Below are 18,427 nucleotides of genomic sequence, written 5' to 3' on the forward strand. Positions count from 1 at the left end.
CGAGGACCCGTCACATGTCGAATCCGAACACCGCCGCCTGGGCGGACCACGCGGCCGACCGCTCGCCCTCGGTGCAGCGGTCGCGGGCGCGCAGCGTCCAGCAGGCGCAGGCCATCACGCGGGCCGCGCACCGGCTCGTCCGGGAGAAGGGAAGCGCGTTCACGACCCAGGAGTTGACCCGCGAGTCCGGCGTCGCGCTCCAGACGATCTACCGGCACTTCCCGAGCAAGGACCACATTCTGCTGGCCCTCGTCGAGGAGATCATCGCCGCCGAGGCGCTGCGCATGCAGGCGTCGGCGCGCGCACTGCCCGACCCGGTGGCCCGGCTGCGTTTCTACATCGGCAGGACCCTCGACGGGCTGCGCGGCGACGGTGACCGGACGGGGCCGCGGTTCATCACCGCGGAGCACTGGCGGCTGCACCAGCTGTTCCCCGACGAGATGGCCCGGATCGCGCAGCCCTTCGGCGATCTCGTCGAGCGGGAGCTGCGGGAGGCGGCCGAGCTGGGCCTGCTGCGGCCCAGGGATCCGGCACACGACGCGTGGTTCGCCATGAAGCTGGTCACCTCCGTCTACCACCACTACGCGTTCGCGACGGCGCACGAGCCGGTCGAGGACGTCGCCCGGCGGCTGTGGGGCTTCTGCCTCGCCGCGTTCGGCGCTCCCACCGAGTCCGAGGAGGTGACACCGGGATGAGCGAAGCCCCTGTCTTCGCCAAGGGCCGCGATCTCGACGCCGCGGCGCGCGCGTTGTGTCCGTGGCTGACGCGGCGGCTCGGCGGCGGGGTCGTGCGCATGGACAACCTGAGATATCCGCTGGGCGCCGGCGTCTCCAACGAGACGATCCTCTTCGACGCGCACACCTCGGACCGCTCGTACGCACTCGTCCTGCGGGTGGCGCCCGCTCCCGAGCACCAGATGTTCTTCGAGCCCCGCTTCAGGCTCCAGTACGACATGCTGCTCGCGCTGCGCCGCCTCGGCACGGTTCGGGTCCCCGAGGCACTCTGGTACGAGGACGATCCCGCGCTCCTCGGGCAGCCGTTCTACGTCATGCGCCGGATGAGCGGCCGCGTGCCGGTCAGCATGCCGGTCTACAACGAGACGGGCTGGCTGACCGAGGCAACGCCCGCCGAGCGGCGCACCCTGTGGGAGGGCGCCGTGCGGCAGCTCGCCGCCGTCCACGGCGCGCCCACCGAGGACTTCGCCTTCCTCCACGACCCGGGCCAGGGCGCGCCCGGCGACGAGCAACAGCTCACGTACTGGCGGCGGTTCGCGCACTGGGCGCTGGAGGACACCGTCCCCGACCCCGTGCACGAACTCTTCGACTGGGTGGAAGCCAACCGGCCGCCGACCTCAACTCCCGGCCTGTCGTGGGGAGATGCCCGGATCGGGAACATGATGTTCGGTGACGACTTCGGGATCGTCGGGGTCATGGACTGGGAGCAGGCCTCGCTCGCGGGCCCGATGGCCGACCTCGGCTGGTGGCTGCTGTTCGACGACATCCACAGCACGGAACAGGGTGTCCCGCGCCTCGAAGGACTCGGCACCCGACAGGAAACCCTCGACCTGTGGCGGGAGTTGACGGGCCGTCCGGTGGAGCATCTGCACTGGCACGAGGTGTTCGCCGGCCTGAAGGCGGGCCTGCTCGCGCTGCATACGCGGCGGTCCATGAAGCTGCCCGCCGCGGGGCGACCCAACCCGTTCATCGAGCGTTCGCGCCGTCTGCTGGGCCGCTCTGGCCCGTCGGCGGGCCGGTCGACCGGATCCGTGGAGCTGTCATGACCTTCCCCGGCGGCCCCGCGCCGCACGACGAGACGGTGGCCCTCTCGCCCGCCTGGCTGACCTCAGTCCTACGACAACGGACCCCCGGCGTCACGGTCACCGCGACGGAGGTGACCGAGCGGATCGAGACGGTGGCCACCAAGGTGCGCTTCGACGTCGCGTACGAGAACGGGGCGGCGCCCGAGGATGCCCCGCCGGCCCTGTGTGTGAAGGCCTACTTCAACCCGGCCACCCGGCAGCGCGGCACGTCGCGGGCCGAGGTCGACTTCTACCGGCTGCTCGCCGGATCGCTGCCGGTGCGTACGCCGCCGTGCGTGCACGCGGCGGTGGACGAGGAGAGCGGGCATCCGCTGCTCCTGATGCATGACCTGGTGGCGACGGGCGCCCGGTTCGGTGACCCGCTGATGGGCTTCGGCCGGGACCAGGCGGCGGGCACGCTCGACCAGTTGGCGGCGCTGCATGCCGCGACGTGGGACGGCGAGGCTCGGGACGGCGGGACACGGGGCGGCGGGTCGTGGGACGGCGTGAACACCCTCGCCGCGGCCACGGACGACAGGAAGGACCGGACCGACCTCGCCGCCTCCTTCCCGCCCCGGCTCGCCCGCCTCACCGGCTACATGAGCGCCGACCGCCTACAGGCCCAGCTCGACGACGGCCGGGCCCCCGGCGTCCCGGCCGGTGTGCGCCGCGCCGACCGGCTGCTCGACGCGGTGAACGCGCTCGCCGAGCTGTCGCCCGCACACCCGCGCTGCCTCGTCCACGGCGACGTACACACCGGCAACGTCTACGCGACGGCCGACGGGTCGCCCGGGCTGATCGACTGGCAGGTGGTGCAGTACGGCGTGTGGGCGCTCGACGTCGGCTACCACCTCGCCGCCGTCCTCGACCCCGACGAACGCGCCCGCAGCGAGCGGGAGTTGCTCGACCACTACCTCGACCGGCTCGCCGCGCACGGCGGCACACCACCCGGACGGGACGACGCGTGGTGGGCGTACCGGGCGCATCTGCCCTACGGCTTCTTCCTGTGGGGCATCACGCGGGCCGTCGACCGGCCGATCACCGAACGGCACGCGGCGCGACTCGCCCAGGCGGTCGCGTGGCACGACAGCTTCGGCCTGCTCGGCGTCTGACGCCGCACCCCGTCCCCGAACGTCCCCTCGGCCTGTGTGGAGGAGTACGGCAATGGAAAGCGGAACGGGCATCGCCCAACTGATCAGAAAGCAGGCCGCGTCCTGCACGGGCGCCGAGGTCCTGCGCCACGTCGCCGCGGACGGCGGCGAATCCGCGTACACCTGGCGGGAGTTGGACCGCCGCTCGGACCAGCTTGCGGGGGCGCTCGCCGCGCGTGGCCTCGGCGTGGGCGACCGCCTGTCCCTGGCCCTGCGCAACTCACCGGAGTTGATCCTCGGCGTGTTCGCCGCGTGGAAGCTGGGGGCGGTGCCGGTCCCCGTGCGCTGGGATCTGCCCGCGTGGGAGCTGGAGCGGCTGCGCGAGGTCGTCAGGGCGCCGGTGCACCTGGGCGCGGACGACCAGTCATGGATCGCGGCGACGGCGACGGCGCCCGTCGCCGACCTGCCGCACGACATCATCTCCCCGTACGCGCACGGCATTTGCAGCAGTGGTTCCACCGGCACACCGAAGGTCATCCTCACGGCGCGGCCCGCCGTCCACGCCCCGGCGTTCAGCACACCGCTGATGCAGTCCTGGACCCCGGTGCCACGGCCCCAGACGATCCTCGTACTCGCGCCGATGTACCACGCGAACGGATTCACCACGCTGTTCGGCCTGTTCGACGGGGACCGGCTCGTGGTCATGGAGAAGTTCGAGGCGGGGCGTGTCGTCGAGGCGATCGAGCGCCACCGGGTGACGACCTTCACGGCCACACCCACCATGCTGCAACGCATCGCGGACCTGCCCGGTGTCGACGGCCGCGATCTGTCCGGCCTGGAGTGGATCCTCCAGGGCGCCGCGCCCATGCCCGCGGCGCTCGTGCGCCGCTGGGCCGACCTGATCGGTGCCGAGCGCATCGTCATGGCGTACGGCATGACCGAGGGCCTCGGCATCACCGCGCTGCGCGCCGACGAGTGGACGGCACACCAGGGCAGCGTCGGCCGTCCGCTGCGCGCCACCGAACTGCGCATCCTCGGCCCCGACGGCGAGGAGGTGCCCGTCGGCGAGACCGGCGACATCTACCTGCGCTCCCCCAGCTACCACGGTTACGAGTACCTGGGCGACGCCCCGAGCCTGAAGACGACACCGGACGGCTTCCAGACGGCCGGGGACGTCGGGTACGTGGACGCCGACGGCTACCTGTACCTCCTCGACCGCCGCGTCGACATCATCATCAGCGGCGGCGCGAACATCTTCCCCGCCGAGGTCGAGGCCGCCCTGATCGACCACCCGGCCATCGCCGACGTCGTGGTCATCGGCCTGCGCGACCCCGAGTGGGGCCGCCGGGTGCACGCGCTGATCGAGCCCGCCGACCCGGCCGCTCCGCCCTCCCACGACGAGGTCGTCGCGTACGCGCGCGGGCGGCTGGCCGCGTACAAGCTGCCCAAGACGACCGAGTTCGTGGAGGTCATGCCGCGCAGCGCGGCGACCAAGGTGAACCGCGGTGCGCTGGTCGCGGCGCGCGGCGGCTGATCACGAGGCGCACCGCTCGGTCAACTTCCCTTCCCTGAAAGGCAGGACAGCCAGTGAGGCCCCAACGGACCATCACCGCACTGACGGTGGCCGTCGCGCTGTTCGCGGCCGGTTGTTCCACCCGTGGCGACAGTTCCGGCCGCGGTGACTCCGAATCCGACGAGAAGGCCGCGGCCCAGGCGTCCGCCGCGCCCGCGTCCGGCGACTTCGGAGACCTGAAGAACGTGTGCGGCTCGGGCAACCCGAGCGGCTCCCCGGCTCAGGGGGTCACCGCGAAGGAGATCCACGTAGGTGTCATGTCGGACGTCGGCTTCACCAAGAACACCGAGTTCGCCGACGCCGCGAAGGCGTTCACGTCCTGGTGCGACGCGGCCGGAGGCATCAACGGCCGCAAGCTCGTGCCGACGGTCCGTGACACCAAGATGCTGGAGGTCCGCCAACGCGTCGACGAGGCGTGCCGCGCCGACTTCTCGCTGGTCGGCGGGAGCGCGGGGCTCGACGGGCTCGGTGTGAAGGACCGCCTCAAGTGCCTGCTGCCGGACTTCCCCGCGCAGACGGTGCAGCGGCAGAACGAGGGCGCGGAACTCCAGCTGTCGATGCAGGCCGGCGGGCCGTCCTACTTCCGCTACGCGGGCTTCTACGACTGGCTGATCAAGAAGGCGTACCCGGACTCCGCGGACGGCGTGGGCATCATCTCCGGCGACTCGCCCGTCACCCGCGTCTCCCTGGAGCAGCGCGTGGAGTTCTTCAAGTCCCGCGGCGCGAAGCCGTCGTACACGGACCTCTATCCGGCGAGCGGCGTCACCAATTGGACGCCGTACGCCCAGGCCATCAAGGAGAAGAAGGTCAAGGGCCTCGTCTTCATGGGCGACTTCACGTCGCTCGCGAAGCTGGAGCAGGAACTCACCGCCATGAACTACAAGTTGGACTGGATAGACGCCAACAGCAACGCCTACGGCCCGGCGTTCACGAAGCTGGCGGGCCCCCAGGTGCTCGCGGCGCAGAACAATCTCGCCGACGTCAGCGGCATTTACCCCATGGAGAAGGCCTCGTCGAACCCGGCGACCAAGCAGGCCCTGGACCTGTTCGAGAAGTACGCGCCCGGGAAGCCGGTGACCCTGCCCGCGATCAAGGCGATCTCGGCCTGGCTCCTGTTCGCGAAGTCGGCGACGAGCTGCGGCGACGACCTGACCCGCGCGTGCCTCCACGACGCGGCCCGCAAGGAGACCGCGTGGACCGGCGGCGGCCTCCAGGCCCCCGTGAACCTCGCCGTCCAGGACGCCCCGGTGAAGTGCATGAACATCGAGAAGGCGACCGCCGACGGCTGGGAGCCGGCCGACTTCGCCCCGAACAAGGGCGCCTATCGCTGCGGCATCTCGTCGTACAAGCTCAAGGGGAAGTACGGGAGGCCGATGACGCTGAACGACGTCGGCAAGAGCCTCAAGGACCTGAAGGACCTCAAGTAGACGGACCAAGTAGACGGATCGTGGACGGATCAAGTAGGCGGATGCACTCCCGCCACGACTTCCCGCAACGCCTCTCCCAACGGCAGCTCCACCCGCACGCCCCAGCGGTCGCCGCGGGTGGGCTGGTTGTTGACGATCAGGACCGGCTTCCCGGCGTCTGCGGCCTGGCGCACGAAGCGCAGCCCGGACATGACGGTCAGCGACGAGCCCAGGACGAGCAGCGAGGTGGCTCCGGCGACGAGTTCCCGGCAGGCGGCGACCCGCTCGGGCGGGACGTTCTCGCCGAAGAAGACGACGTCCGGCTTGAGCACCCCGACGCCGCAGGCCGCGCACGGCACCACCTGGAAGCCGCGCACGGCCTCGTCGGGGAGGTCCACGTCGCCGTCCGGGTTGACGCGTGCGGACCGGTGGCGTTCGGCGTCGGCCTCGAAGTGCGGATTGGCCTCGCGCAGTCGCCGGTCGAGTTCCTCGCGGGTGGTGAAGGCGCCGCAGCGCAGGCAGCGCACGCGGCTCAGGCTGCCGTGCAGCTCGATGACGTCCGGGGCGCCCGCGGCCTGCTGCAGACCGTCGACGTTCTGGGTGATCACGCCGGTGACGAGGCCCGCCGCCGCCAGCTCGGCCACGGCGAGGTGTCCGGTGTTCGGCCGGGCCCGGATCATGGCCCGCCACCCGAGCTGGCTGCGCGCCCAGTACCGCTGCCGGGCCTGCTCGCTGCCGGTGAACTCCTGGTACGTCATCGGGGTGTGCTGCCGCAGCGATCCGTGCTCCCCGCGGTAGTCCGGGATGCCCGACTCGGTGGAGAGCCCGGCCCCGCTCAGCACGACGACCCCGCCGGCCCGCACGGCCTCGAGGACGGGCGCCAGGTCGGTCGTGGCGGGCGGCAGATCGCCGGACGGTTCCCAGGTCAGGGTGGGGCGGATACGCATGCGTGCCAGCTTACGTACCCGTTCGACCGGATGCCGACCGGTCCGGTGGCTCGCCTCCGCTACCGCGCGATGGCCTTCAGCCAGTCTTCGACGGTGACGACGTCTGCCCATTGCGGAAAGAGTTTCTCGACGAGGACCCGGTGTACGTCGGTCGACCGCGTGACACAGGGTGGAGAGCACCACACCGCTGGTGGCGATGCCGGTGAGGACCAGGTGGTCGATCTCGCGCGCCCTGAGCACCAGGTCGAAGTCGCTGCCCGAGAACGCGCTGCCGCGCCGCTTGGTGACCACGACATCGCCGGGCCGGGGCGCCACGTCGGGGTGGGGCGCGGTGCCGGGCGCGCCCTCGGTGAACAGGCCGGCCCGCACGGCGTTCGTGAGCGGCTTGTTGCGCGGGCTGACGTGCGGAGCGCCCGGCCGCAACCCGATGACCACGTGGATCACGGGCATGCCCGCGGCGCCTGCGCCGTCGATCGCCGCCCTTCTGCCCCCGCTTGCGCCGAGAAACCTGAGCAAGTCCCCCTCCCAGCATGTCAGTTGTCGGGGAAAGGGACCTTCGTGAGTTCTTCCGAAATCCGCCAGACGCGCTGCGCCTCCTCGGTGCCGCGAAGGCGCGAGTAGAGCTTCTGCTCCGCGGGCGCGCCGCCCAAGTGCCCGATCCCGCGCGGCCCGTAGAACCGGCCCCGCTCGGCGTCCGGTGAGGTGGCTGCGTAGAGGGCGGGAAGCTGCGCGGTGTGCACGGTTCCGACGACGATGCCGCGGGCGGACAGCGCCCGGATCAGGCGCACGCCCATGGTGTCCTTCGCGCGGCCGACCTCGGGGCGCGCGGCGAGCAGGTTCGTCGGGGCGACGCCGGGGTGGGAGAGATTGCTGGTGATGCCCCAGCCGAGGGCCTGGCTGCGCCGGTCGAGTTCGAGGCCGAAGAGGCCGAACGCGATCTTCGACTGGCTGTACGCCTTCATGCCGTCGTAGGAACGTTCCCAGTTCAGGTCGTCCCAGTTGATGGCGCCCTGGTTGGCCGCGACGCTGACCTGCGAGGTCACCCGCGCGTGTCCGGCGCTCAGCAGCGGCAGCAGATGGGAGACCAGGGCGAAGTGGCCGAGGTGGTTGGTGCCGAACTGCAGCTCGAACCCGTCGGTGGTCGTCTGCCGGTCGGGCGGGGTCATGACGCCGGCGTTGTTGATCAGCAGGTGGATCGGCCGGTCCTCGTCCCGCAGGGTCTCGCCGAGGGCAGCGACGGAGTCGAGCGAGGACAGGTCGAGTGCGCGCAGTGACACGTCCGCTTGAGGGGCCTTCTCGCGGATCGTGGTGAGTGCCGCCTCGCCCTTGCGCGGATTGCGTACGGGCAGGATCACCTCGGCCCCGGCGGCGGCGAGCCTCGTGGCGAGGCCGAGCCCGATACCGTCGCTGGCTCCGGTGACGACGGCGCGCTTGCCGGCGAGGTCGGGGACGGTGATGTCGATGGGTTTGCGTGACATGCCCAGAGCTTCGGCCGACGCCGTGACGGTGGCAACCCGTGAAGGGGGGATCGACAATCCGTGGTTATGGCGGCGCGCGGACGGTAGAAAGGAAGCCCGGCACAGGACATCAGCAGGGGACGCCTGGAGGTAGCCCTGGAGGGACGTCCGGAGAAGGCGTCTGTAGCGGATCTCTGTAGGGGATCTCGGTAGGGGATCTCTGTAGCGGACGTCGGTGAGGCACGCACGGTGAAGGAGGCATGGGTGATCGATCGGACCGGTCTCGCGGAGTTCCTCCGGCGCCGCCGGGAGTCGCTGCAGCCCGAGGACGTCGGCCTCCCGCGCGGGCGCCGCCGCAGGGCCGCCGGTCTGCGGCGCGAAGAAGTGGCGGCACTGTGCCACATGTCGACCGACTACTACGCACGGCTGGAGCGTGAACGGGGCCCCCACCCGTCCGAGCAGATGATCGCCTCCATCGCGCAGGGGCTCCACCTCTCCCTCGACGAGCGCGACCACCTGTTCCGGCTCGCCGGACACACCCCTCCCCCGCGCGGCGCGGACAACGCGCACATCGGCCCCGGCCTGCTCCGCATCCTCGACCGCCTCCACGACACCCCCGCGGAGATCGTCACCGAGCTCGGCGAGACACTGCGCCAGACCCCGCTCGGCATCGCGCTCACCGGCGACCAGACCGTGCACACCGGCCCGGCCCGAAGCATCGGCTACCGCTGGTTCACCGACCCCGCCACGCGCGAGCTCTACGCCCCCGAGGAGCACGCCTTCCTCACCCGCATGTTCGTCTCGGGCCTGCGCGGCGCGGCGACGCTCCGTGGCCCGGGTTCCCGCGCGGCCCACTACGTCGACCTGCTGCTCGCGCGGAGCGAGGAGTTCCGCCGGGTGTGGGACGACCATGAGGTCGGCATCCGCCCCCACGCGGTGAAGCACTTCGTCCACCCCGAGGTCGGCGCGCTGGAACTGACGTGCCAGACCCTCCTCGACCCGGCCGAGTCGCATCTGCTCCTCGTCTACACGGCCGTCCCCGGCAGCGAGAGCCACGAGAAGCTGCAACTGCTGTCCGTCATAGGGGCGCAGACGCTGCGTTGAGACGCCGTCAGCCGAAGGGTCCGTCGCTCGCGAAGACCCGGGCCGCGAACCGCTTGCCCATCCGCCGGTACGCGGCGGCCGTGGGGTGGAGACCGTCGGCCAGGTCGGACACCTCGTCCGGGCCGAGCAGTTCGCGGCCGTCGAGATGGTGGAGGTGGGGATCGTGCGCCTGGCGGGCCGCGACGATCCGGGCCAACTCGGCGCGGACCACGGTCAGTGACAGTGCCCCGGCGGCCACATCTGCCGGGTCCCCCAGGGCCGTGAGCTTCCCGTCGGGTCCCGTCGTGGTCGGGCCGGGGGTCTCCTCGAGAGCGGGACAGCTCACCGGGGACATCAGCAGGAGCGGGGTGTCCGGGTGCCCGTCCCGGATCGTGTCCAGGAACCCGTGGACCGCCGGGCCGAACGTCCGCGACCGGAAGACGCACCGGCTCACGATGTTGATGCCGACCTTGAGGCTGATCAGGTCCGCGGGCATGTCGCGGATCGTCCGGGCGACGTACGGGTCGAGCACCGCGTTGCCCGCCAGGCTGAGGTTGCTGACCTCCACTCCTCCGAGCGCGGCCGCCACCACCGGCCAGGTGCCGGTCGGGCCGTCGGCCTCGATGCAGTGGCTGATGGAACTGCCGTGGTGCACCCACCGGCGACGTCCGTCGGGCAGCGGCGCGAGCACCTCACCGTCGGCGCGCAGTGCGACCAGTTCCGTGGGGGTCTGCTGGGGCAGCCACAGCTCGACGTTCTTCATGCCGGCCGCCAGACCGGTGAACCGTACGGTCCCCGGCTCGCCCGGGATCAGTCGCTGCACGGCGCCGGGGCCCGCCATCCGCATCACGTTGCCCACGGGAGCCTGCCGCCTCCCGGCGAGGGCGCCGTCCACGATCAGCTCCAGCATTCCGGTCGGGCGGGGCTCGGGGTCGGTGTCGAGCTGCCCGGTGGAGGTGAGCACGTCGACCTCAAGGTCACGGGCTTCGGTGCGGAACACCAGCCGCACCCCCGAAGGCATCACGGTCACTCCGTAGACCGATGGGTCCTGGTACTGCTCCGTGGTCCAGGCGGGCAGCCGACGCGGCATCACCCCCGCCCGCGTCGTCTCCAGGTCCAGCGCACCCCGGATCTCCACCGGCCCGCCCACCACCGGAACCGCCCGCATCGCCACAACCACGCTCCCCCCCGAGTTCGCCGCCCCGAACCTACTGATCATCCACCACCGCCGACAACCGGTCACCCTTCACCGACACAGGGCACGACGGCCGCCGCAATGCCATGGCCGCCGCACCGCCCTTGCCCGATGATCAGCACATGCGCCCGCTGAAACATGGCTACACCAATCGCACCGTCGCCGACGGCACAGTCGTGGAGAAGGCGTACGAAGGTCCCGACGCCGCACAGAGACTGCGCCGCGAACGCACTCTTCTCCCCCACCTCCAGGGCCAGTTGCCCGTGCCTCCGGTACTCGGCGCGACCGCGACGACCCTGACGCTCGGCTTCTTGCCAGGTGCGCCAGGTCAGGACCTACTGAACGCCGGACACCCTGCGGAGGTCCTGTCGAGCTGCGGAACCCTGCTGCGCCGCATCCACGAACTCACCCCACCCGCACCGGCCTTGGGCACCCGCGCCCCGCACGACGTCCTCGTTCACGGCGACTTCGGCCCCAACAACCTTCTCCTCGACCCCGACACCTTCGACGTCACAGCCGTGGTCGACTGGGAGTTCGCCCACTTCGGTCCTCCGGTGGAGGACCTGGCCTGGTGCGAGTGGATCGTGCGGACCCACCACCCCGCACACCGCGACGCCCTCACCCACTTCTTCCGCTCCTACGGCGCCGACCCACCACCCTGGCCGACACGCCGGACGGCCATGCTGACCAGATGCGAGCAGCTGCGCCACTTCTGCGAACGGTGGGAGGCGGACGGGGCGGGGGCGAGACTGTGGCGGGAGCGGGCGGCCGTGACGGCGGGGTGGGAGGAGTAGCCCGGCGCCCGCCCCTCAGTGCAAGTAGCCGAGCGCCGACGACACCTGGTCCGCGTACTCGATGGCCCGCCCCGCCAGTTCGCGTTCCCGGTTCGCCAGGTCGAGGGCCGACAGGGAACCCGAGACCGACAGGGCGGCCACGATGTCGCCAGAGCGGTCGCGCACAGGGACGGCGAGGCAGGCGCGCCCGAGGGCCAGTTCCTCCACCTCCGTCGCGTAACCACGCGCGCGTACCTCGTCGAGGTTCTTGAGGAGATCCTTGAGGGAGCTGAGCGTGTGCGGGGTGTACGACGGGCAGTCGGTCCCGAGCAGCGCCTCGACCTCGTCGCCCTTCAGGCCGGACAGGAGCACCTTGCCCATCGCGGTGGCGTGTAGGGGGGCGAGGCGGCCGGTGAGGGTGAAGGAGCGCTGGGTGCGCGGGCCCTCGAAGTGGCAGAGGTAGAACATCTGGTCGCCCTGGCGCTCCGCGACGTTCGCGCCGAGGCCGGTCTCGTGCGCGAAGTTCTGCGCGACCTGTCGGGAGGCGCGGAACACCGGGGACTGGTTGAGGGCGATTCCGGCGAGTCCGACGAGCCGGGGGCCGAGCCGGTGCAGGCCGGTGCGTTCGTCGCGGGCCAGGTAACCGAGCGATTCGAGCGCGCCGACCAGGCGGGAGACCGTCGACTGGCCGAGCCCCGAGAGTTCGACGAGTTCCGCGATCCGGCGCTCGGGCTGCTCCTCCGTGAAATAGGTGAGCAGCGAGAGGGCACGTTCCACGCTCTGGGTCCCGATCCCAGCGGCACGAGATGTAGCATCCATATCGTGGATGCTACATCCTCGCGAGCTGATCGATGCCGGAATCGCGAGGGCGATCCGGTCTATCGGGCCACGGATGCGGCCGACACGAAGGCGCCCCGGCGGGGCCACTCGATGTCTTCGAGGACCTCGTCGAGTGCCCGGCGCGTGACCGCGTCGAGGGGCGCCGCGGGCAGTCGGACCCGCGCGGACGCGATCACCCCGCGGTGCACCAGGACCTCCTTGTGGACCGCCCAGGCCTGCCCCGCGCGCACGCCGAGGTGGACGAGCGGCCGGACGTTCGCGAACAGGGCCCGCGCCCGGCTCCGGTCATCGCCGTCCAGGGCGTCGAGGACTTCGCGCAGCACGTCGGAGAACTCACAGGCCGGCATCGTGCCGACCGCGCCGTTCGCGTGTTCGTCGAGGAGGTACTGGGCGTTCTGGCCGCCCAGTACGGCGAAGCCGGGGCCGGTCGCGGCCGTGACGGCGGCGACCTTGGCCGGGGGCGAGGGCACTTCCACCTTCACTGAGGTGATGTGCGGTTCGGCCGCCAGGGAGGCGATCTGCTCGACGCTCATCGACACCCCAGTCACCCCCGGCGCGTCCTGGATCATGACGGAGACCCCGGTCGCCGCGGCCACCTCGGCGAAGAATTCGAGGACTTGCGACGGGGAGGGCTTGGTCAGGAACGGGGGCAGGACCATGAGGTGGTCGGCGCCGCCGTCGACGGCGCGCAGGGCGAGCTCGCGCGCGGTGACGGTGCTCGTTCCGTTGACTCCGGCGACCAGGGGCAGGTGCGGTCCGGCCACGGCGCGGACCTCGCGCAGGATCGTGGCGCGCTCGGACTCCGTGAGAGCGAAGCCCTCACTGGCCATCCCGAAGACGGCGAGACCGTCGACGCCGCAGGCGAGTTCGAACTCGACGAGCGAGCGCAGCGAAGGCACGTCCAGCTCGCCGCTGTCGGTGAAGGGCGTGGCGAGGATCGGCATGAGGCCACGGGGCAGTGCGGGCACGGTTCAGCTCTCCTTGGCGAGTTCGGCGAGTTCGGCGATCTTGTCGGCGTCGACCTCGACGCCGAGTCCGGGCCCGGCGGGCAGGACGTAGCCGTCGGGGCGGGCGTCGATGGGGGTGCGCAGGATGCTCTGCGCGACGGACAGGGAATCGGCCTGGAACTCGAAGAACGGGGAGTTCTCGACGGCCGCGCTCAGTTGGATCCCGGCCGCAAGGGCCACACCCAGGCCGACCGAGTGATGGCAGGCCACCGGCACGTGCGCCGCCGCGGCGAGTTCGGCGATGGACTGGGCCTCGGTGATCCCGGTGCGGGCGACATCGGGCTGGGCCAGGCGCAGGGCGCGGCGTCCGATCCAGTCGGCGAACTCGTAGCGATTGCGCATCGCTTCGCCGACCGCCACCGGCGTGGTGATACGGGCGGCCAGTTCCCGGTGTCCCTCGACGTCCTCGGGCGCCAGTGGCGCCTCGAGGAACAGCGCGCCGCGGCGGTCCAGCTCGTGACCGAGGGTCAGCGCCTCGCCGATGGAGTACGCCCAGTGGGCGTCCACGGCGAGCCGCACGCCGGGGGCCGCCGCGGCCACGGCGTCGTAGGTGGCCAGGTCCGTTTCGATGCCCTTGCCGAGCGCCAGCTTGATCATGGTGGCGCCCTGCTTCGCGTACGAGGCGCCGAGGGCTGCGCGCTGCTCGTCGGTCGGCTCGGGCAGGCCGGAAACGTAGGCGGGGACGCGGTCGCGGTGGGCGCCGCCGAGCAGTTCCGCCACCGACAGGCCGGTCAGTCTGCCGTGCAGGTCCCACAGGGCGATGTCGACGGCGGCCATGGCGTCCGCCTGGTGCCCGGTGAGGTGTCCGCGCTCCCGCATCAGCTCACGCATGCGGTGCCACAGTGGGCGGACCCGGGTGGGGTCCTGCCCGATGAGCTGGTCGGCGAGGAGCCGGTCGACGACGGCGGCCGGGATCTCCGGGCCGACCGGCGCGAGCGCCTCGCCCCAGCCCGTGCACCCCTCGTCGGTACGGATCTCGACGAGGAGGGTCTCGAAGCGCCCTGAGTACAGGCTGCGCCAGGGCTCGCGGACGACATAGCCACGCTCCGGCGTCAGCTCCTGCCCGTCCTCAAGACGTCCCAGGTAGGCCCGTGATCCCTCCAGCTTCAGTACGTGGGTGAGCACCTCGGTGATACGGGCCATGCCGCTTCCCTCCATCGTCTTGCTTGGGCAATCCACATTCTGCATAGCTCTTGTAAATAGAGCAAGCATGGTTAACATCGTGGTCATGAACGCTCAACGCTGAGGCAATCTGCCCGGCGCACGCGTTGCCGCTCCCGCGTTGTCCGACTCCTCTGTATGCGAGGTCCCCATGCCCGAGCAGACCGCCGCGCCCTCCGCCGCCGGCGCCGATCCCGCCGACCCGACTCCCACCGACGCGACGCCGTCGAAGCGGGTCCTCGTCGCGGGCAGCATCGGCAACTTCGTCGAGTGGTTCGACATCGGCATCTACGGCACGCTCTCGTCCGTCATCGCCGGGAACTTCTTCGCGCACGGCGACAAGACGGCGGCGCTCCTGTCGACGTTCGCCATCTTCGCCGTCGGCTTCGCCATCAGGCCGATCGGCGCGCTCTACTTCGGCCCGCTGGCCGACCGCGTCGGACGCAACCGTGTGCTCGCCATCACCGTGCTCGTCACGTCACTGTCGACGTTCGCCATCGGTGTGCTGCCCACGTACGCGAGCATCGGCGCCGCCGCTCCCCTGCTGCTCGTGCTTGCCCGTCTGGTGCAGGGGTTCGCCGCGGGCGGCGAGACGTCTAGCGCGGTGAGCCTGCTGTTCGAGTACGCGCCGCGCAACCGCCGTGGCTACTACACCAGTTACGGCGCAGCCCTCGGATTCGTCGCCTTCGTGTGCGGAGCCGGTGTGGCGCTCGTCCTCTCCCTGACGTTCGGCGACGACCAGATGGCGTCGTACGCCTGGCGCATCCCGTTCCTCCTCGCGCTGCCTCTGGGCATCGCGGGCCTGTATCTGCGGCTCAAGCTGGACGACACCCCGGAGTTCCGGCGCCTGGAAGAGGCGGGCGAGGTCTCCGACTCACCCATCAAGGAGACGTTCCGCACCAGCGGCCGGCCGATGCTGATCCTCGCCGGTGTCATCGTCCTGAAGGGCGTCGCCCATTGGACGCTGCAGACCTTCATGGTCAGCTACCTCACGGACACCATGCACTTCAGCCAGGCCCAGTCCTTCGCCGCGTCGACGATCTGCATGGGGGCCGTGGCCGTCCTCATCCCGTGCGCCGGGCTGCTCTCCGACCGGGTCGGTCGAAAGCCCCTGCTCATCGCCGGCGCTCTCGGCCTGATCGTGCTCGCCTGGCCCTGCCTCCTCCTGATGTCCTACGAGAACGCCGTGCTCGCCATCGTCGCGATGGTGATCCTCGGCCTGCCCATCGCCGCGTACGACGGCGCGGTCAACGCCAGCATGGCCGAACTGTTCCCGGCCCGGATCCGGACCGGCGCCATCGCCATCCCGTACAACATCTCCGTCAGCCTCTTCGGCGGCACCGCGCCGTACATCGCCACCTGGCTGGTCACCTCCACCGGCTACGACCTGGCCCCCTCCTACTACTTGATGGCCGCGGGCCTCGTCACCCTTGTCACGGTCGTGCTGGGCGTGCGCGAGACCGCGGGCCCGCGGGTTCAGCTGTCGGTCGCCCGCTGAGCGACTCGCATGCCGCTGCCCAGCAATCCGTACGGCAGCCGAAGCCCGTGCAGCCGAGTCTCAATCCAAGCCCAACCGCCCCAGCACCCGCCCCATCGCCTCCCGAACCGCCCCGCGCGCGGAGGCGGTGTGGTCGAGGCCCTCGAAGGCGTGGGGTGCCTCCGGTACGTCGATCACCTCGACCGGGGCGCCGGCCGTCTCCGCCGCTCCGACGAACTCGGCCACCGTCGCCGCGACCGCGGGGGCCTCGCGGCCGACCCGGATGAGGACGAACGGGGGTGTCCCGCCACGCGCCACCACTTCCGCAGGGCGGAACCGGGGGTCGTTCACGCCCCAGTTGGGCAGCGGCGCCATGATCGGATAGCTCGCCGCCAGGCAGCGCAACCACGGCGGGGCCGCGCTCAGCCACGGCGCCGTCAGCGGGCCGCCGCCGGAGAAGAACCAGAGCGCGATCCGGTCCGGGTCGACGCGCGGGTAGGCGCGTACCTCGGCCACCGCGGCGGCCACGTCCTCCGCCGCCGTCGGATACGCGGTGACCGCGTGCAGCCGGTGGTCGACGGTGACGCCGATCGCGCCGTGCGAGGCCGCGAGGCGGGCGTAGCCGATCAGGGTCGGCCAGTCGCGCGGGGTCGGCCGCGCGTCCTCCGGCACGGGTCCGCCGTGGACGAACACGATCGCGGGGCGCGGCTGCGACGACGTGTCCTCGGGAACGTAGAGGTCCAGGGATCCGCGGCGTTCGCGCGGGATCTCCGGTACGTCCAGGAGGAACGGCCGGAGGTATCCGGGCTCCGCCGCTTCCTCCTCGCCCGCGGCTTCGAGGCGGGTTCCTTCGCCGGCCGCCGCTCGCAGGAGCACGTCGGCGAGTTCGTCCGGGCAGGACAGCATCGGCCAGTGCCCGGTGGGCAGTTCGAAGAAGGTCACGTCGTCGCGGACGAGTGCCTTGATCGTCGGATCGCCGAAGCGGAGCATCATGCGGACGGCGCCGATGGTCGCTCCGCTCTCCGCGCAGAGCACTCCCGTGGTCGGCAGGCCGGCCCCCGCGCCGGTCAGACGCAGCGGTTGCAGCAGGGTGCCGAGCGGCTGGGGCGAGGCGTGCGCGGTCAGCCGGTCCAGCGCCTCGTCGGACAGGCCAGCGGTGCTCCCCCAGCGCCGCCACTCATCCCGGGAAGGAGTCGGCAGCTCGCCCTCGGTGGACCCGTCCTCGGCGAGGCGCTCGCGAAGTTCCTGGTCCAGGACCGCGGCGAGGGCGACCGCGCCGTCCTGCACCGGCCCCGTGTCCAGGTACACGACCCGGGCGACGCGGTGGGCCCGCCGGTCCGCCGCGCCCACCGCCGGATACGCGCCGTAGCCGTGGCCGACGAGGACGATGTCCTGTCCGTCGGTGATGGTGTCGACGGCCGCTACGACCCTTGCGATGTGCGCGTCCAGGTCCGTGGCCGGCCCGAGGTCCACCACGTGGACCTTCGCGCCCTCGGCCGCCAGCTTCGCGGCCGTCTCCCGCCAGGCGTCCGGGCCCGTGAACAGACCCGGCACCAGCACGAATTCCGTCATCTCGACGTCCATCTCGACGTCCATCTCGACGTCCTCCATCCATGGTTGTCAGTGGTGGCGGGTACGTTAGGAACTCCCCCTGAGGGAGGTTCAAGTGGTGAAGCCGTCCGACGGCCTGTGGAGCATCGGTGAGCTCGCCGAGCACGCGGGCACGACCGTGAAGACCGTCCGCTTCTACTCCGACAACGGACTGCTCCCGGAGCACACCCGCAGCGCGGGCGGGCACCGTCGGTACGGCTCGGACGCCCTGGACCGGCTCCGGATGATCCGCTCGCTGCGCGGTCTGGGGCTGCCCGTCCCCGAGGTGCGCCGCATCGTCGACGAGCGGGCGGGTGCGGCCGGGGCGCTGGAGGACGCCGTCGCCGGGCAGCTGCGCACCCTCGGCTCCCGGCTCAGCGCGCTGCGCTGGCAGGAGGCGGCGCTACGCCTCGTTCAGGAGTGCCCACCACAGGAGCGGGCGCACCGGCTTCAGCTCGTCGGTGCACTGGACACGCCGCCGAGCACGGCGCCCCTGGCCAGGTTCTGGCGGGCCTGGCTGCCGCCCCGGATGCCGGCCTCTTCGCGAACGGCCTTCCTGGAGGCGGCCGTTCCGCCCCCTCCCGACTCCCCGTCCCCGGGCCAGGTGCTCGCCTTCGCCCGGCTGTGCGCGCTCGTGTCACGCCCCTGCACGCCGGACACGGGACCCACACAGCCCGCCGCACACAGCGCGGCCGGAGCGCGTGAGTCCTCCGTGCTGTACGCCGGGTTGGCCGAGGCCTACGACCTGGCGGCCGAGCCGATACGGGCGGGCGCGCCCCCGGCGCCGGGCGAGGCGCTCGACTGCTTCGTCACGACGTACGCGAGCGTGGCCCGGTCCCGCGACACACCGACGTTCCGCCACGGCCTCGCCCGGCAGCTCGCCTCCGACCCGCGTCTCGACCGCTACTGGGACCTGGTGACGGAAGTGACCACCCCGGACGGCGGCCACCCGGAGCCGACTCCGGGCACGGCCCACGACTGGCTCCTCGCGGCACTGGAAACCCAGTTGGCGAGCGCCTGAGCCCGCGC

At 71.6% G+C, this 18,427-nt stretch carries 15 protein-coding genes and 2 pseudogenes; 9 read left to right on the top strand and 8 right to left on the bottom strand.

Translation table 11 applies throughout. From position 1 onward, the window contains the following. Positions 1–14: 14 nt before the first annotated feature. The 5 genes from ACP4E5_RS04230 to ACP4E5_RS04250 are packed head-to-tail and all read left to right on the top strand — an operon-like array spanning position 15 to position 5,889. Entirely contained in the window at positions 15–695 is a 681-nt protein-coding gene (locus ACP4E5_RS04230) for a TetR/AcrR family transcriptional regulator (protein ID WP_425825348.1), read from the top strand. Next, complete coding sequence (locus tag ACP4E5_RS04235) at positions 692–1,780, top strand: phosphotransferase family protein (RefSeq protein WP_425825349.1); 1,089 nt, start codon at positions 692–694, stop codon at positions 1,778–1,780. Before ACP4E5_RS04230 ends, ACP4E5_RS04235 begins: the two co-directional genes overlap by 4 nt. Next, positions 1,777–2,910: a phosphotransferase family protein gene (locus tag ACP4E5_RS04240; RefSeq protein ID WP_425825350.1), complete on the top strand. Its 1,134-nt coding sequence runs from the start codon at positions 1,777–1,779 to the stop codon at positions 2,908–2,910. The genes ACP4E5_RS04235 and ACP4E5_RS04240 overlap by 4 nt, the downstream gene beginning before the upstream one ends. 52 nt (positions 2,911–2,962) lie before the next feature. Beyond that, a complete protein-coding gene (locus ACP4E5_RS04245) occupies positions 2,963–4,423 on the top strand; it encodes a class I adenylate-forming enzyme family protein (protein WP_425825351.1) in 1,461 nt (486 codons plus the stop codon). A 53-nt stretch (positions 4,424–4,476) separates the two neighbouring features. Beyond that, positions 4,477–5,889, top strand: coding sequence for an ABC transporter substrate-binding protein (locus tag ACP4E5_RS04250; protein ID WP_425825352.1), 1,413 nt, complete (start codon positions 4,477–4,479; stop codon positions 5,887–5,889). 29 nt (positions 5,890–5,918) lie between these two features. On the opposite strand, the gene ACP4E5_RS04255 is transcribed toward ACP4E5_RS04250, so the two are convergent. The 3 genes and pseudogenes from ACP4E5_RS04255 to ACP4E5_RS04265 all read right to left on the bottom strand — a co-directional run bounded on the left by ACP4E5_RS04255 (position 5,919) and on the right by ACP4E5_RS04265 (position 8,293). Then, a complete protein-coding gene (locus ACP4E5_RS04255; protein WP_425825353.1) occupies positions 5,919–6,815 on the bottom strand; it encodes an NAD-dependent protein deacetylase in 897 nt (298 codons plus the stop codon). Positions 6,816–6,874: 59 nt separating this feature from the next. Beyond that, a pseudogene (locus ACP4E5_RS04260) lies at positions 6,875–7,298 on the bottom strand (cysteine hydrolase family protein); the annotation flags it as partial. Between the two features lie 50 nt (positions 7,299–7,348). After that, complete coding sequence (locus tag ACP4E5_RS04265) at positions 7,349–8,293, bottom strand: SDR family oxidoreductase (protein ID WP_425825354.1); 945 nt, start codon at positions 8,291–8,293, stop codon at positions 7,349–7,351. Positions 8,294–8,536: 243 nt separating this feature from the next. Here ACP4E5_RS04265 and ACP4E5_RS04270 point away from each other — a divergent pair, with 243 nt between their 5' ends. Then, entirely contained in the window at positions 8,537–9,376 is an 840-nt protein-coding gene (locus tag ACP4E5_RS04270) for a helix-turn-helix transcriptional regulator (RefSeq protein WP_425825355.1), read from the top strand. Between the two features lie 7 nt (positions 9,377–9,383). On the opposite strand, the gene ACP4E5_RS04275 is transcribed toward ACP4E5_RS04270, so the two are convergent. Next, positions 9,384–10,523: a GDSL-type esterase/lipase family protein gene (locus ACP4E5_RS04275; RefSeq protein WP_425841071.1), complete on the bottom strand. Its 1,140-nt coding sequence runs from the start codon at positions 10,521–10,523 to the stop codon at positions 9,384–9,386. Between the two features lie 149 nt (positions 10,524–10,672). Here ACP4E5_RS04275 and ACP4E5_RS04280 point away from each other — a divergent pair, with 149 nt between their 5' ends. After that, positions 10,673–11,344 carry a phosphotransferase family protein gene (locus ACP4E5_RS04280; RefSeq protein WP_425825356.1) on the top strand — a complete coding sequence of 224 codons (672 nt, stop codon included), beginning with the start codon at positions 10,673–10,675 and terminating at the stop codon, positions 11,342–11,344. 99 nt (positions 11,345–11,443) lie between these two features. On the opposite strand, the pseudogene ACP4E5_RS04285 reads toward ACP4E5_RS04280, so the two are convergent. The 3 genes and pseudogenes from ACP4E5_RS04285 to ACP4E5_RS04295 all read right to left on the bottom strand — a co-directional run. Then, a pseudogene (locus tag ACP4E5_RS04285) lies at positions 11,444–12,142 on the bottom strand (IclR family transcriptional regulator); the annotation flags it as partial. Between the two features lie 59 nt (positions 12,143–12,201). Continuing rightward, entirely contained in the window at positions 12,202–13,131 is a 930-nt protein-coding gene (locus tag ACP4E5_RS04290; protein WP_425825357.1) for a dihydrodipicolinate synthase family protein, read from the bottom strand. Between the two features lie 3 nt (positions 13,132–13,134). Beyond that, complete coding sequence (locus ACP4E5_RS04295; RefSeq protein ID WP_425825358.1) at positions 13,135–14,313, bottom strand: mandelate racemase/muconate lactonizing enzyme family protein; 1,179 nt, start codon at positions 14,311–14,313, stop codon at positions 13,135–13,137. Between the two features lie 169 nt (positions 14,314–14,482). On the opposite strand from ACP4E5_RS04295, the gene ACP4E5_RS04300 reads away from it, so the two are divergent. Beyond that, on the top strand, positions 14,483–15,829 hold the full coding sequence (locus ACP4E5_RS04300) for an MFS transporter (RefSeq protein ID WP_425825359.1): 1,347 nt from the start codon (positions 14,483–14,485) through the stop codon (positions 15,827–15,829). Between the two features lie 60 nt (positions 15,830–15,889). Here ACP4E5_RS04300 and ACP4E5_RS04305 read toward each other — a convergent pair whose 3' ends face one another. Next, a complete protein-coding gene (locus ACP4E5_RS04305; protein WP_425841074.1) occupies positions 15,890–17,380 on the bottom strand; it encodes an alpha/beta fold hydrolase in 1,491 nt (496 codons plus the stop codon). Positions 17,381–17,474: 94 nt separating this feature from the next. On the opposite strand from ACP4E5_RS04305, the gene ACP4E5_RS04310 reads away from it, so the two are divergent. Then, positions 17,475–18,419 (top strand): helix-turn-helix domain-containing protein, encoded by a 945-nt coding sequence (locus ACP4E5_RS04310; protein ID WP_425825360.1) that lies wholly within the window; start codon positions 17,475–17,477, stop codon positions 18,417–18,419. The last annotated feature ends 8 nt before the right edge of the window (positions 18,420–18,427 follow it).

The sequence above is a fragment of the Streptomyces fractus genome, assembly GCF_049844455.1.
GTDB classification, from domain to species: Bacteria; Actinomycetota; Actinomycetes; order Streptomycetales; family Streptomycetaceae; genus Streptomyces; species Streptomyces fractus.

Excerpts from the sequence above, each read along its gene's own strand:
- ACP4E5_RS04300 (WP_425825359.1), top strand. The coding sequence starts at position 14,483 with ATGCCCGAGCAGACCGCCGCGCCCTCCGCCGCCGGCGCCGATCCCGCC.
- ACP4E5_RS04275 (WP_425841071.1), bottom strand. The coding sequence starts at position 10,523 with ATGCGGGCGGTTCCGGTGGTGGGCGGGCCGGTGGAGATCCGGGGTGCG.
- ACP4E5_RS04240 (WP_425825350.1), top strand. The coding sequence starts at position 1,777 with ATGACCTTCCCCGGCGGCCCCGCGCCGCACGACGAGACGGTGGCCCTC.
- ACP4E5_RS04280 (WP_425825356.1), top strand. The coding sequence starts at position 10,673 with ATGCGCCCGCTGAAACATGGCTACACCAATCGCACCGTCGCCGACGGC.
- ACP4E5_RS04305 (WP_425841074.1), bottom strand. The coding sequence starts at position 17,380 with ATGACGGAATTCGTGCTGGTGCCGGGTCTGTTCACGGGCCCGGACGCC.
- ACP4E5_RS04245 (WP_425825351.1), top strand. The coding sequence starts at position 2,963 with ATGGAAAGCGGAACGGGCATCGCCCAACTGATCAGAAAGCAGGCCGCG.
- ACP4E5_RS04235 (WP_425825349.1), top strand. The coding sequence starts at position 692 with ATGAGCGAAGCCCCTGTCTTCGCCAAGGGCCGCGATCTCGACGCCGCG.
- ACP4E5_RS04255 (WP_425825353.1), bottom strand. The coding sequence starts at position 6,815 with ATGCGTATCCGCCCCACCCTGACCTGGGAACCGTCCGGCGATCTGCCG.
- ACP4E5_RS04230 (WP_425825348.1), top strand. The coding sequence starts at position 15 with ATGTCGAATCCGAACACCGCCGCCTGGGCGGACCACGCGGCCGACCGC.
- ACP4E5_RS04265 (WP_425825354.1), bottom strand. The coding sequence starts at position 8,293 with ATGTCACGCAAACCCATCGACATCACCGTCCCCGACCTCGCCGGCAAG.
- ACP4E5_RS04295 (WP_425825358.1), bottom strand. The coding sequence starts at position 14,313 with ATGGCCCGTATCACCGAGGTGCTCACCCACGTACTGAAGCTGGAGGGA.